Source organism: Brevundimonas sp. ABV4_179, from assembly GCF_056311945.1.
In genome coordinates, this window is the sequence record NZ_CM149976.1 from 1,680,943 (window position 1) to 1,694,203 (window position 13,261).

Genomic DNA, 13,261 nt, shown 5'->3' on the forward strand with positions numbered 1-13,261 from the left:
CATCCTCAAGGCGATTACGCGCGCAAAAGCGCCAACACTATGGGCGCTTATAAGGCGTTCCTCATGGTTACCCGACGGTTAATCGAACAGTTTGGAAACCGATTCCTCGTTCGCGATCCGTCGGATAGCCTCTCCGATAAGCGGAGCCACGGAAACCGTTCGGATTTTCGAGCAGTTCAAAACTTCGTGGGGTTGCTCGATCGAGTCGGTGATCACCAGCTCCTTCAGCGGGCCGTCGGTGATGCGCTGGACGGCGGGGCCGGACAGGACGCCGTGGCTGATATAGGCCGAGACCTCGGTCGCGCCCTGGTCAATCAGGGCCTTGGCGGCGTTGACCAGGGTGCCGCCCGAATCGACGATGTCGTCGAACAGAATGCATCGGCGGCCTTCGACATCGCCGATGATGTTCATGACCTCGCTTTCGCCCGCCTTCGGCCGGCGCTTGTCGACGATGGCGAGGTCGGCGTTCAGACGGCTGGCCAGCGACCGGGCGCGCACCACGCCGCCCACGTCGGGCGAGACGATCATCAGGTCGTCGCCGCGCGGATAGTGGTCCTTGATGTCCTGGGCCAGGACCGGGGTGGCGACCAGATTGTCGGTCGGAATGTCGAAGAAGCCCTGAATCTGACCCGCGTGCAGGTCCATGGTCAGAACGCGATCGGCGCCGGCGCGGGTAATCAGATTGGCCACCAGCTTGGCCGAGATCGGGGTGCGGCCGCCGGTCTTTCGGTCCTGACGGGCATAGCCGAAATAGGGCATGACGGCCGTGATCCGCTTCGCCGAGGCCCGCACCAGGGCGTCGGTGATGATCAGCAACTCCATCAGATTGTCATTGGCCGGGTAGGAGGTGGATTGCAGGATGAAGACATCCTCGCCCCGCACATTCTCCTCGATGACGGCGAAGACCTCGTTGTCGGCGAACCGCTTGACCTGGGCCTTGGTCAGGGGGGCGTCGAGGTGGTCGGCGATGGCCTGCGACAGCGCGCGGTTGGAGTTGCCAGAGAGCAGCTTCATCGGCCGGTCATCCTTTCGCCGTCATCCGCCCCCCATGAACGGCGGTCGGTTGGCGCGCTCTTTACCAGCGGTGCCGGGCAGGGCAAGTCACATGCGGAGATTTCCTCGGCATGGCGCGGCTCGGTCGCGGGTGCTAGAGATCGCCGCCTTGGTTTCCGGGGGAAGCGGTCTTATGACCGTTGTCTTCACACGTCATGGGGTCGTCCTTGTCCGCTTCTAAGTTCCGTTCCGGCATGGTGCTGATGGCCGCGGCGCTCGCCGCCGTGACGATTTCAGGCTGCTCGGGCACAAAGCGTCCCAAGCTGGCCTATGAGGAACGTCCGGTCGAGGCGCTCTACAACACCGGCTATGACCGCCTGCAGCAGCGGCGCTGGTCCGACGCGGTGGACTATTTCCAGGAAGTCGAACGCCAGCATCCCTATTCGGACTGGGCGCGTCGCTCGATCCTGATGCAGATCTACGCCTACTACCAGAACAACAACTACGCCGACGCCATCGCGGCGGCGGACCGGTTCATCCAGCTGTTCCCCGGCAATCCGTCGGCGGCCTACGCCTTCTACATGAAGGCGGTCTGCAACTTCGAACAGATCACCGACGTGGGCCGCGACCAGGGCTACGCCACCGCCGCCCTGGCCGGCCTGAAGGACGTGGCCCGCCGCTATCCCGGCACGCCCTACGCCTCGGACGCCGCGGTCAAGATCGACATGGTCAACGACCAGCTGGCCGGCAAGGAAATGAACATCGGCCGCTATTATCAGCGCGCCAACCAGCCGCTGGCGGCGCTGAACCGCTATAAGGCCGTCATCGCCAACCCCGACTATCAGCGCACCTCGCACACGCCCGAGGCCCTGTATCGTCTGGTCGAGGTGAACCTGCAGCTGGGCCTGAAGGAAGAGGCGACCCGCAACGGCGCGGTCCTGGGCTACAACTATCCCGGCAGCCCCTGGTATTCGGAAGCCTACGCCCTGCTGACCGAAAACGGCCAGACGCCCGAGAAGGCCCCCGAGGCCAAGCGCGAAAGCTGGCTGAAGCGCCTCATCCCAGGCTGAAGGATTCGTCGCGCATCGGGGCTGTAATTCCTGATTTGTTCCTTGATCGGCCGCGCTAGAATGGCGGCGATGTCGAATCGCGTGCGCCCATGCTGACCGCCCTGTCCATTCGCGACGTCGTCCTGGTGGACGTGCTCGATCTCGAGGTCGAGAGCGGCTTGACCGTGCTGACCGGCGAGACAGGGGCGGGCAAGTCGATCATTCTGGACGCCCTAGGCCTGGCGTTGGGCGGGCGGGGCGACGCCGGACTGGTGCGTCACGGCGCCAGACAGGCGGTGGCGACGGCGGTGTTTTCCGCGCCCGACGATCCCGACCTTCTGGCCCTGATCGCCGACAAGGGATTCGATGTTCAGCCGGGCGAGGATCTGATCCTGCGCCGCGTGCTGGGCGCGGACGGCCGAAGCCGGGCCTATGTCAACGATCAGCCGGCCGGGGTGACGGCCCTGCGCGAGATCGGCGCCGCCCTGGTGGAGGTGCATGGTCAGCACGAAACCGTGGGCCTGCTGGACTGGCGCACCCATCGCGGGGCGCTCGACGCCTATGGCGGGCTTCAGCCGCAGTTGTCGGCGGTGGCCGCCGCCTCGATCAGACTGAAGGCCGCCGAAGCCAAGCTGGCCGAGTTGAAGGCCGACGCCGCCGACGCCGCCGCGCGTCTGGAAGAGATCAGCCTGAACCTGGCCGAACTGGATGCGCTGGACCCGCGCGCCGACGAAGAGACCGAGCTGGCCGGGGAACGCGCCCTGCTGGGTGCGGCGGAAAAGGCCATCGCCGATTTAGCCGACGCCCGAACCCAGTTGGGCGGCGACAAGCTGAGCCAGAAGCTGGGTGCGGCCCTGCGCGCCGTCGAACATGCGCGCCAGCGGGCCGGGCAGGCGGGGGCCGAGGGCGACCATCCGGTCATTCTGAAACTGTCGGCCGCCGTCGAGGCCATCGACCGCACCATGGTCGAGGCGGCCGAGGCCATCGCCGCCGTGGACGCCGCCGCCGACGCCTTCGACTACGAACCCGGTCGGCTGGACAAGGCGGAGGAACGGCTGTTCGCCCTGCGCGCGGCCGCGAGAAAGCTGAACACCACGGTCGACGCCCTGCCGACGCTGCGGATCCGGTTGCGCGAGCAGCTTCGGCTGATCGAGGACGGCGAGGAGGCGCTGACCAATGCCGCCCGCGAGGCCGCGCAGGCGGCCGAAGCCTATGATCTGGCGGCCGAGTTCCTGACCTCGGCGCGGGAGGCGGCGGCCGACCGGCTGACCGCCGCCGTCATGGGCGAACTGGCACCGCTGAAGCTGGAGCGGGCGCGGTTCCGCGTGGCGCTGGAGCGGATCGACGGACGGCGCGGGCCGGAAGGGCTGGAGACCGTACGGTTCCAGATCGCCACCAACGCCGGAACTGACTTCGGCCCGCTGGACGCCATAGCGTCGGGCGGCGAACTGGCGCGGTTCGCCCTGGCCATGAAGGCGGCTCTGGCCAGCCGCGAGGACGTGCGCCAGCCGGTGATGATCTTCGACGAGGTGGATCAGGGCGTGGGCGGCGCGGTGGCGGAGGCCGTCGGATCGCGCCTGAAACGGCTGTCGACTGGCGCCCAGGTCCTGGTCGTGACCCACAGCCCCCAGGTCGCGGCGCGCGGCCATGCGCACTGGAAAGTCAAAAAGGCCGATGCGCCTTCCGAGATCGGCGTGATGACCACCACCACCGTCGTCGCCCTGGACGACCATCACCGCCGCGAAGAGATCGCCCGGATGCTGTCGGGCGCCGCCATCACCGACGAAGCCCGCGCGGCGGCGCGGGCGTTGATCGGATAGGCGTCGGGCCTTAGGCGCCGAGAATCCAGCCTTCTTCGTGTTCGACCTGGGCGATAAGGTCGGGGGTGGCGGTCTTGGGCGGGGCGAAGGCCTTGGCCAGGTCGCCGGCGTCGTCCATCCGGGCCAGGGCCTCTGCGGTGGTGCGCACCTGGGCCTGGTCCTTGAACTCGCCGGGCTCCAGCGTGGTCGCGAACATCGAGGGCCAGACCTCCACGACCAGGGCGGACAGCGGCTCGACGTCGTCGGGCGTCAGTTCCCGCCAGCCCGTGCCGAACGGCCAGACGGCGCCGGATGGTCCCAGGCTTTCCAACAGGCGGCGCACGGCGGGAATGCCGACCAAGGTCTGGCCGCCCACCGCGCCCGCGCCATGCATCTGCCAGACGCTCTTGGGTTGGAGCCGGCCCTTGCGAACCGCGTCCTCGGTGGCGCGGAACTCGGGGATGTCGGCGCCTGCGTCTGCGGGGGGTTTGGTCGTGGTCAGCCAGCGCTGCGCCTGTTTGGCCGGGGCGCCCCAGAACGGCCAGGCCTCGTCGGTCATCAGCCGGTTCATCTTGGCCGCGACCTGGTACCGGTTGTTGGTGTTGTCGGCCTTGTCCACGATGTTGGACGCGATGAATTTCCACATCAACTGCCAAGGGGCCTGCCCGGAGGTGCCGTCCAGATTCAGCCGCGCGGCCGTGCCGGCGGGATAGCCGAAGTTGAAGTCAAGCCCGACCAGAACGCGGTCGCCACGCTTCCTGTGATCGGCCAGGATGGAGGCCAGCAAGGCCTCGCCCTCGGCGCGCGTGGCGACATTGTGGGTCTCTGTATAGAGTCGGAAACGCACGTCGCGCTTGGCCACGCCGATCCACAGCGAGGTGTCGCCCAGCTTCTTGGTTTCGGCGGCGGTCCAGTCGGCGACGACATAGGCGTCGAAAAGGCGGGCCAAGGCGGCCTCCTTGATAAAGGCGTCGGTAGGAATGAGCGGGGCTTCTAACGCCCCATCGCGGCGACCGAAAGGCCCTGTCGCGGATCAGCCCTTCAGCAGGGCCTCCATGTGCGACAGCCAGCGCCGGCCCAGGCGAAGGGCCTCGCCAGGCGAGCCGGTCTGGACGGGCAGGGCGGCGTCCCACAGCGCCAGTTCGAACTCGGGATTGCGGGCGTCGGCGAACATCAGGCGCAGAACCACCTGTTCGGCGTCGGGGGCCAGGACGTCCAGCGACTTGCGCGCCTCGCCGCGCCGGACGCGGGCGACGACATGGCCGTCCACGATGATCTCGCCGCCCTCGACCTCGTCGAAGGCGTAGGCCAGGCCGTGGGCGCCGTTGGCCCACAGCACCACTACCTGTTCGACGTCGAAGTTCAGGGCGCAGGCACGGCCTTCGCCGGGCGACAGGGCCTCCACCTCGGGCGCGGCGCCCAGGGCCTTGAGCATGGCGCGGCGCAGTCGGCGCGGCGGCTCCATCCACCACGACAGCGCCAGGGCCAGGGTCGTCAGCAGGGCCGCCGCCAGGGCGATCAGCAGACCCACCCGCAAGACGTCGGCCATCGGCGTCAGGCCTCCAGGTCCAGATCGACCACCACGGGGACGTGGTCGCTGGGCTTTTCCATGTCGCGGGCGTCGCGGTGGGTCTCGACGCCCCGGCAGCGGTCGGCGGCCTGGGGCGACAGCAGGGCGAAGTCGATACGGATGCCGTGGTCGCGCTGCCAGGCGCCGGCCTGATAATCCCAGAAGGTGTAGGTTCCCGCCGGCTCGCCGCCGATCTCGTGCGCGTCGGCCAAGCCAAGGTTCTTCAGGGCCCGGAAAGCCTGGCGGCTCTGGGGTTGGAACAGGGCGTCGTCGGTCCAGGCGGCGGGGGTCTTGGCGTCCTCGGCCTCGGGGATGACGTTGTAGTCGCCGCACAGGGCCAGCGGCTCTTCGAACCTGAGCAGGGCCTGCGCATGGCGGTTCAGCCGGTCGAACCAAGCCAGTTTGTAGGCGAACTTCTCGGTCCCGATGGGATTGCCGTTCGGCAGATAGATCGCGCCGACGCGGATGGGGCGCGGCGCCTCGATCAGGGCCTCGATATAGCGGGCCTGTTCGTCGGTCTCGTCGCCGGGCAGGCCGCGCCGGAGGTCGGACATCGGATATTTCGACAGCAGGGCGACGCCGTTGTAGCTCTTCTGGCCGTGGGTCTCGACATTGTAGCCCAGGCTTTCGAAGGCCTCGCGCGGGAACTTCTCGTCCACGCATTTGATTTCCTGAAAACAGGCGACGTCGGGGGCGGCCTGTTCCAGCCACGCCAGCACGGTGGGCAGGCGGGCGTTGACGGAGTTCACGTTCCAGGTGGCGATGCGCATGGGGTCAAGGCTTAGGCTGCGTCTCGCGATCCGAAAAGACCGTCGTTCAAAAGAAAAAGGCCGCCGGATCGCCCGGCGGCCTTTCCTTGTCGATATCTGACTGTCGCCTACGGGCGGCCGCCGGCGGGGGCAGGCGCAGCGGCCGGGGCCGTCGTCAGCTTGCAGCCGCCGCCGATCTGCTGGGCGGTGGTGCAAGGGTAGATCTGCTGAACCACGTTCTCGGCGTTCAGGCGGGCGATGACGCCGTCTGCCCCCTCGCACTTGGCTTCATAGAAGACGCCGTTGGCGTTCTGACCCATCAGGCGGGCCTCGGTGACGTTGCAGGGCGCGGCGGCCGATCCGGCCAGCAGCGTCTTCACATAGCCCGCGTTCTCGGCGGTGGTGGTGAAGTCGCACTTTCCGTTTTCGGCCAGAACCTGGATGCAGGGGGTCTTGGTCCAGGCGCCGGCGTCCTGCTTGATCCAGTATCCGGCGGCGTCCGAACAGCCGATTTCATAGACGATCGCGCCGGCTCCGGACTGGCCCAGAATCTTGGCCTGATCGACGGTGCAGGGCACGCCCGCCTGTTTGGCGTATTCGCGCAGGAACTTCTGCGTGTCGGTGTTGGCGGCGATGGTGCATTGGGGGCCGACGTCGGCCGCCGGATCGGCGGCGCGGCGCTGCTCGGCGGTGTGGGCCAGGATGATGCAGCTGGACGCCTCGGGCGGCGTCTTGGTTTCGACCATATAGCCCGGCGCGGCGCCGCAGGCGACTTCATAGACGGTGGTGCCGGCGGCCGTCTTGCCCAGCAGCTTGGCTTCGCTGACCTGACAGCCCGTCGTGGTCAGGGCCATCTGCTCCTGGGCGGCCGCCAGGATTTGCTCGGCGGTGGGGGCGGCCGGCGCACGTTCGCGACGGGGTTCGTTGTTTCGCCCTCTAATACGTGACGGCGTCACGGCCTGGGTGGTGGCCCGTACGCCGTTTTGCGGGTCAGCGGAGTGTGTCTCCGCATCTTGCGCCAGGGCGGGCGCAGCGACCGCCGCGCTGAACAGAAGCGCCGCGACGGCGGCGAGAAGACGGGATTTCATTGGGAAACACCTGGGTTCTGAAGACTGGCAGACTTCGTGACCGCCTATTGGGTCCGGGTCAAGGCGGGTGGACGCGACCGGCAGCGCCAGACTACAACGCGATGCGTTGCGATAGGAGACGGACTTGGCGGACGATGGCGCTGCGGCGGTGACGAGAGATGCGCGGGGGCTGACCTATCCGTTCGCCGGCGTCCCGGCGCCGGGAGAGGCGGTCGAGGTTGCGCGCGGCGTGCTGTGGCTGCGGTTCGCCCTGCCGTTTCAACTGGATCATGTGAACGCCTATGCGCTGCGGGACGGCGCGGGCTGGGTGGTGATCGACACCGGGCTGCGGACGCCAGACACCGTGGCGGCGTGGGAGACGGCGCTGGCGGGACCGCTGGAGGGGCGGCGGATCACGCGGCTGATCTGCACCCATATGCACCCCGACCATATCGGCCTGGCCGGCTGGCTGTGCGAGCGGTCGGGGGCGCCGCTGTGGATGTCGCGGCTGGAATATGTGACGGCCCGGATGTTGATGGCCGAGGAGGCCGGCGATGCGCCCAAGGACGGCGTGCGGTTCTTCCGCGCCGCCGGCTGGACGGAAGATCAGATCGAAAAATGGCGCGGGGACTATGGCGGGTTCGCCAAGGGCGTCGCGCCGATGCCGCGCAGCCATCGTCGGCTGTCGGACGGCGATGCGGTTCGGATCGGCGACGACGACTGGACGGTGGTGATCGGCTCGGGCCACAGCCCTGAGCATGTTTGCCTGTGGCGGCGGTCGGACGATGTTTTCTTGGCCGGGGATCAGATCCTGCCGCGCATATCGTCGAACGTCTCGGTCTGGCCGACCGAGCCGATGGCGGACCCGCTGGGCGACTGGATGGCGTCGCTGGACCGGCTGCGTGGGATAATGCCCGAGGGCGCGCTGATCCTGCCGGCGCACGGCGAGCCCTTTTGCGGCGTTCATGCGCGGCTGGAGGCGCTGAAGCGCGGGCACGAGACGGCGCTGAAACGGCTTGAGCGGACGTTGCGTCAACCGTCTAGGGTGATCGACGGCTTTCCGGCCGTGTTCGGTCGGACGGTCGGAGACGGTGTGCTGGGCATGGCGACCGGCGAGGCTCAGGCGCATCTGAACTATCTGGAAAAGCGCGGGCGCGCCCGACGGACGCGCGACGAGAACGGCGTCGACTGGTGGACCGCCGTCGAACAGGACGAGGAAACGACGTGAGCGAACATATCCGCACCGAACTGGCCGATGGCGTCCTGACCGTGACGCTGAACCGGCCAGACAAGAAAAACGCCCTGACCCAGGCCATGTACACGGGCCTGGCCGAGGCCAGCGAACGGGCCCGGACCGACGATGCGGTTCGGGTGCTGCTGTTCCGGGCGGAGGGCGACAGTTTCTGCGCCGGGAACGATATTCAGGATTTCATCAGCCTAGGATCGCAAACCCAGACGCCTTCCGACCTGCCGGTGTTCCGGTTCCTGAAGTCGCTGGCCGATCTGGACAAGCCGGCCGTGGCCGCCGCCAGGGGGCGCGCCGTGGGCGTGGGCATGACCATGCTGCTGAACTGCGACCTGGTGGTCCTGGCCGAGGACGCCCTGTTGTCCGTGCCCTTCGTCAATCTGGCCATCGCGCCCGAGGCGGCGTCCAGCCTGTTGCTGCCGGCGGTGATCGGCCATCAGCGCGCCTTCGAGATGCTGGCTTTCGGCGAGGCTGTGGACGGGCGCACGGCCCTGGCCTGGGGCATGGCCAATCGGGCGGTTCCGGCCGATCAGGTCGATGCGACGGCGGCGGACCTGGCCGCGAAGGTCGCCGCAAGGGCGCCGAACTCCATCCGCAAGACCAAGCGGTTGATGCGCGATGCCGAGGCGCTGTGGGACCTGATGCAGCGCGAGGGCGAAGCCTTCGTGTCGCAGATGAAGAGCCCCGAGGCGATGGAGGCCTTCATGGCCTTCACCCAGAAGCGGGCGCCGGACTTCTCCAAGGTGGGCTGACCGTCGCAAGACTGCGCCTTGATTTGGCGCAGCTTTGCTTCTAGGTGCGCGCGCCAATGTCGCACGCCCTCGCCATGCCCCCGGCTGTCAGCCGTATCCGAGCCGAAACCCCGGCTGACGCCGAAGGCGTGGAGGCGCTGGTCATGGCCGCCTTCGGGCCGGGACGGTTCTCCAAGACGGCCGAGCGCCTGCGCGAAGGGTCGGCGCCATCGGCCGGTTTCGTGGCCCATGTGGAAGGTCGGGTGATCGGCTCGGTGCGCCTGTGGCCCGTCAGGGTCGGGCCGACGCCGGCCTTGTTCCTGGGGCCCATCGCGGTGGACGCCGGGCGCCGCAGCGACGGCCTGGGCGCCGAACTGATCGCGGCCTGTCTGGATCATGCACGGACCTTGGCCGGGCAGGTCGGCGGGGTGCTGCTGGTGGGCGACCGGGCCTATTTCGAGCGTTTCGGCTTCGTCCCCGCGCCAGAGGTGGTGCTGCCCGGGCCGGTGGATCGTCGGCGCATCCTTTGGCTGGCGACAGGCGCCCCGACCGTATCCGGCGCGGTCGCCATCGGTCGATAAGGATTTTTGCGCTGGATCAAGGCGCGCCCCGCCGACCGCGCGCATCACGCCCCCGACGCCGAAAAGCGGCCGCATCAGGCGGCCTGGACGTCGGGGATAACCGAAGTGAAAGCTTGTAAGTTCGCCATCATGGCCGCCGTCGCGGCGGCCGCCGTCAGCACGCCGGTCCTGGCCCAGAGCGCCGCCGGCGCGAGCGCGGACGCCTGGACTACGCCGCGCGCCGGCGACTGGATCGTCACCGGTCGCCTGACCGATGTCTTCTCTCAGGCGGACGACGCCATCACCACCGCCGCCGGCGCCGACAGCGGCCTGCACGTCGATGTGGGCGACAGCGTCATGCCCACCCTGGGCTTCACCTATTTCCTGACCGACCATCTGGCCATCGAGGCCATTCTGGGCGCCACCCAGCATGAGATCCGCGCCAAGGGCGGCGCCACGGATGTCGCGGTTCACGAAACCTGGGTCCTGCCGCCGGTGGTGACCCTGCAATACCGCCCGCTGACCGAAGGCCGCTTCAGCCCCTATGTCGGGGCTGGCGTGAACTACATGGTCTTCTTCGACGGCAAGGATAAGAACAACTTCAAGGTCAAGCTGGACGACGGCTTCGGCTACGCCCTGCAGGCGGGCGCGGACATCGGCGTCAAGGGACCGTGGAGCCTGAATGTCGACGTCAAGAAGGTGTGGTTCAACACCGACGCCGACATCAACGACGGCGCGTTGAAAAGCGACGTGAACCTGGACCCGTGGGTCGTGTCCGTGGGGTTCGGCCGCAAGTTCTGATCCGTCGACCTCGAGGGCCGAAGGCGTGCTGGACAGGTGACGAACCGATCCGGCGCGCCTAAGTCTTGCGAATGGCGGACGAGGCATCAAAGACCGGGCTGAACGCCCTGGCGCAAGCGGCGAATCAGGCGCCGGGACGGGGCATCCCGCCGGTTCATCTGTGGAACCCCGAGCATTGCGGCGAAATCGACATCGTCATTCGGCGCGACGGCGTGTGGATGCACGAGGGATCGCCTATCGGCCGCACGGAGCTGGTGCGGCTGTTCTCCACGGTCCTGCGCAAGGATCACGACGGCTATCATCTCGTCACGCCCGTCGAGAAGATGAAGATCCGGGTCGAGGACCTGCCGTTTCGGGCGGTGGCCCTGGGGCGCGAGGGTGAAGACCTGTTTTTCACGACCGATGTGGGCGACGAGGTGCGGGCCGGTCCCGACGACCCCATCGAGGTCGAGACTGATCCGGTGACGGGCGAGCCGGCGCCCCGCATCCATGTGCGCCGCAGTCTGTGGGCGCGGATCGCGCGGCCGGTGTTCTACGAACTGGTGGAACTGGCCGAGGAGGTGGACGGGCGGCTGATCGTCCGGTCGGCCGGTCAGGCCTTTTCGCTGGGATCGGTGGCGTGAGCTTGGACACGCTAAAGGCGCGCCTGACGCAGAAGCTGGCGCCGGTCTGGCGGCCGGGGGTGAAGCCCGACCGATCCGATTATGACCTGAACCCCGGCAGTGCGCGGGCGGCGGGGGAACTGCGGCCTGCGGCGGTGTTGATCCCCGTGGTGGCCCGGCCCGAGGGGGCGACGGTGCTTCTGACGCGCCGGGCGGACACCCTCGCGCGGCACACGGGCCAGATCGCCTTTCCCGGCGGGCGGCTGGACCCCGGCGAAAACGCGGTTCAGGCGGCCCTGCGCGAGGCGGACGAGGAGGTGGCCCTCCAACCGTCCGCCGTCCAGGTGCTGGGCCTGTCTGACGCCTATGAGACCGGAACCGGCTTTCTGGTGACGCCGGTGATCGGCTGGCTGGACGCAGCGCCGACCGTCACGCCGTCGCCGGACGAGGTCGCCGAGGTGTTCGAGACGCCGTGGGACTTTTTGATGGATGCGGCCAACCATCGGCGCGACTTCTATGACCTGGACGAGGGGCTGCGGCGCTGGTTCTGGGCCATGCCGTGGGGCGAACGTTACATCTGGGGCGTGACGGCCGGCATTCTGAAGGGGCTGCACGCGCGGTTGTACGGCGACGAGACCCATCCCGCCGCCGCCGCCGACGAGGACGCGGCGTGAGCGTGTCGATGCGCGGTCAGCCGTGGCTGGAGGCGTCGGCCACCCGCGCGGTGATGACGGCCCTGGAGACGGCGGGCGGGCCGGGCTGCGCGCGGTTCGTCGGCGGCTGCGTCAGGAACAGCCTGCTGGACCAGCCCGTCGACGACATCGACATCGCCACCCTACTGACGCCCGCCCAGACGATGGCCGCCCTGAAGGCCGCCGGGCTGAAGGCCGTGCCGACCGGGGTGGAGCACGGCACGGTGACGGGGGTGTCCGAGCGCCGACCCTATGAGATCACCACCCTGCGTCGCGATGTGGAGACCGACGGACGGCGCGCCGTGGTCGCCTTCACCCAGGACTGGGCCGAGGATGCGGCGCGGCGCGATTTTCGCCTGAACGCCCTCTATGCGGATGCGGCGGGCCAGGTGTTCGATCCGACGGGGGGCGGCCTGGCCGATGCGACGGCGGGGCGGATCGTCTTCGTCGGCGAGGCGGAGACGCGCATCCGTGAGGATTATCTGCGTATCCTTCGCTTTTTCCGGTTCTACGCCTGGTATGGAAGGGGCGCGCCCGACGCTGATGGGCTGGCGGCCTGCGCGGCGCTGAAGGCCGGCATGGATCAGCTGTCGGCCGAGCGGGTGTCCAAGGAACTGCTGAAACTGCTGGCCGCGCCCGATCCGCGACCGGCGGTGCAGGCGATGGCCGAGGCGGGGGTGCTGGAGCAGGTGCTGCCGCAGGTCCAGCCGCTGACGCTGTTTCAGGCCATCTGCGATCTGACGCCCGATCCTGTCCTGCGGCTGTCGGCCCTGCTGCCCGCCGAGGCGGCGGCGGTGGCGGACGTGGCGGCGGCGTTGCGCCTGTCGAACGCGCAGCGGGATCGGTTGACGGCGGCGGTAACGGACGGTCCCGTCGTCGCGCCGGACATGGGGGCGGTCCGGGCGCGGGCGGCCCTGTATCGGCTGGGGCGAAGCGCCTTCGAGGATCGGCTGGCGCGGGCCGAGGCGGCGGGGGGCGGCGACGGCTCGGCCCTGAGGGCGCTGGCGGCCGATTGGACGTCGCCGAAGCCGCCGGTCAGCGGTCGCGACCTGGCGCGACTGGGCGTGACGCCGGGACCGGAGACGGGGCGGCTGTTGAAAGCGTTCGAGGACGGCTGGATCGCCGACGACTTTCCGACCGAGGGGCACGAGGCGCGGCTGAAGGCGTTGATCGCGGCTAGAGCCAGCGACGCTTGAGTTGATGCGGGCCTGACAGGGCGTTCATCACAAAGAACACAGCCGGGTCACGCAGATTACGACGAGACCGAACGCGCGTCGGCTGCCAGTCTCTGAAAGCCATCGATGAACCTGCGGCTTCGCCGCCGCAGGACTTCAAGGCTCGCCGAACCGGAACATGTCCCCGTTGTGTTCGCCGTGACAGGGCTATGTCCGTTGTGGCGAAC

The 13,261-nt window shown here is 68.5% G+C and carries 14 protein-coding genes; 9 read left to right on the plus strand and 5 right to left on the minus strand.

From position 1 onward, the window contains the following. Positions 1-78: 78 nt before the first annotated feature. Positions 79-1,014, minus strand: a complete 936-nt coding sequence (locus ACYX4P_RS07945; protein WP_248119565.1) for a ribose-phosphate pyrophosphokinase — start codon at positions 1,012-1,014, stop codon at positions 79-81. Between the two features lie 194 nt (positions 1,015-1,208). On the opposite strand from ACYX4P_RS07945, the gene ACYX4P_RS07950 reads away from it, so the two are divergent. Beyond that, positions 1,209-2,063, plus strand: coding sequence for an outer membrane protein assembly factor BamD (locus tag ACYX4P_RS07950; RefSeq protein ID WP_248119821.1), 855 nt, complete (start codon positions 1,209-1,211; stop codon positions 2,061-2,063). 89 nt (positions 2,064-2,152) lie between these two features. After that, positions 2,153-3,862: a DNA repair protein RecN gene (gene recN / locus ACYX4P_RS07955; protein WP_248119566.1), complete on the plus strand. Its 1,710-nt coding sequence runs from the start codon at positions 2,153-2,155 to the stop codon at positions 3,860-3,862. Positions 3,863-3,872: 10 nt separating this feature from the next. Here recN and ACYX4P_RS07960 read toward each other — a convergent pair whose 3' ends face one another. The 4 genes from ACYX4P_RS07960 to ACYX4P_RS07975 form a co-directional block, all read right to left on the minus strand. Then, positions 3,873-4,790 carry a cobalamin biosynthesis protein CbiG gene (locus ACYX4P_RS07960; protein ID WP_248119567.1) on the minus strand — a complete coding sequence of 306 codons (918 nt, stop codon included), beginning with the start codon at positions 4,788-4,790 and terminating at the stop codon, positions 3,873-3,875. 84 nt (positions 4,791-4,874) lie between these two features. Then, entirely contained in the window at positions 4,875-5,390 is a 516-nt protein-coding gene (locus ACYX4P_RS07965; protein WP_248119568.1) for a hypothetical protein, read from the minus strand. Between the two features lie 5 nt (positions 5,391-5,395). Then, a complete protein-coding gene (gene xth, locus ACYX4P_RS07970; RefSeq protein ID WP_248119569.1) occupies positions 5,396-6,181 on the minus strand; it encodes an exodeoxyribonuclease III in 786 nt (261 codons plus the stop codon). Between the two features lie 107 nt (positions 6,182-6,288). Then, positions 6,289-7,248 carry a hypothetical protein gene (locus tag ACYX4P_RS07975; RefSeq protein WP_248119570.1) on the minus strand — a complete coding sequence of 320 codons (960 nt, stop codon included), beginning with the start codon at positions 7,246-7,248 and terminating at the stop codon, positions 6,289-6,291. 124 nt (positions 7,249-7,372) lie between these two features. On the opposite strand from ACYX4P_RS07975, the gene ACYX4P_RS07980 reads away from it, so the two are divergent. From ACYX4P_RS07980 to ACYX4P_RS08010, 7 genes are all read left to right on the plus strand, one after another. After that, a complete protein-coding gene (locus tag ACYX4P_RS07980; protein WP_248119571.1) occupies positions 7,373-8,455 on the plus strand; it encodes an MBL fold metallo-hydrolase in 1,083 nt (360 codons plus the stop codon). Next, entirely contained in the window at positions 8,452-9,225 is a 774-nt protein-coding gene (locus ACYX4P_RS07985) for an enoyl-CoA hydratase-related protein (protein WP_248119572.1), read from the plus strand. The genes ACYX4P_RS07980 and ACYX4P_RS07985 overlap by 4 nt, the downstream gene beginning before the upstream one ends. A gap of 56 nt (positions 9,226-9,281) precedes the next feature. Next, the gene (locus ACYX4P_RS07990; RefSeq protein WP_248119573.1) at positions 9,282-9,785 is read left to right on the plus strand and encodes a GNAT family N-acetyltransferase; all 504 of its coding nucleotides are present in this window, start codon (positions 9,282-9,284) and stop codon (positions 9,783-9,785) included. A gap of 129 nt (positions 9,786-9,914) precedes the next feature. Further along, positions 9,915-10,565 carry an OmpW/AlkL family protein gene (locus tag ACYX4P_RS07995; protein ID WP_248119823.1) on the plus strand — a complete coding sequence of 217 codons (651 nt, stop codon included), beginning with the start codon at positions 9,915-9,917 and terminating at the stop codon, positions 10,563-10,565. A gap of 71 nt (positions 10,566-10,636) precedes the next feature. Then, positions 10,637-11,188, plus strand: coding sequence for a DUF1285 domain-containing protein (locus tag ACYX4P_RS08000; RefSeq protein WP_248119574.1), 552 nt, complete (start codon positions 10,637-10,639; stop codon positions 11,186-11,188). After that, on the plus strand, positions 11,185-11,841 hold the full coding sequence (locus tag ACYX4P_RS08005) for a CoA pyrophosphatase (RefSeq protein ID WP_248119575.1): 657 nt from the start codon (positions 11,185-11,187) through the stop codon (positions 11,839-11,841). Before ACYX4P_RS08000 ends, ACYX4P_RS08005 begins: the two co-directional genes overlap by 4 nt. Next, positions 11,838-13,055 (plus strand): CCA tRNA nucleotidyltransferase, encoded by a 1,218-nt coding sequence (locus ACYX4P_RS08010; protein WP_248119576.1) that lies wholly within the window; start codon positions 11,838-11,840, stop codon positions 13,053-13,055. The genes ACYX4P_RS08005 and ACYX4P_RS08010 overlap by 4 nt, the downstream gene beginning before the upstream one ends. Positions 13,056-13,261 lie beyond the last annotated feature (206 nt).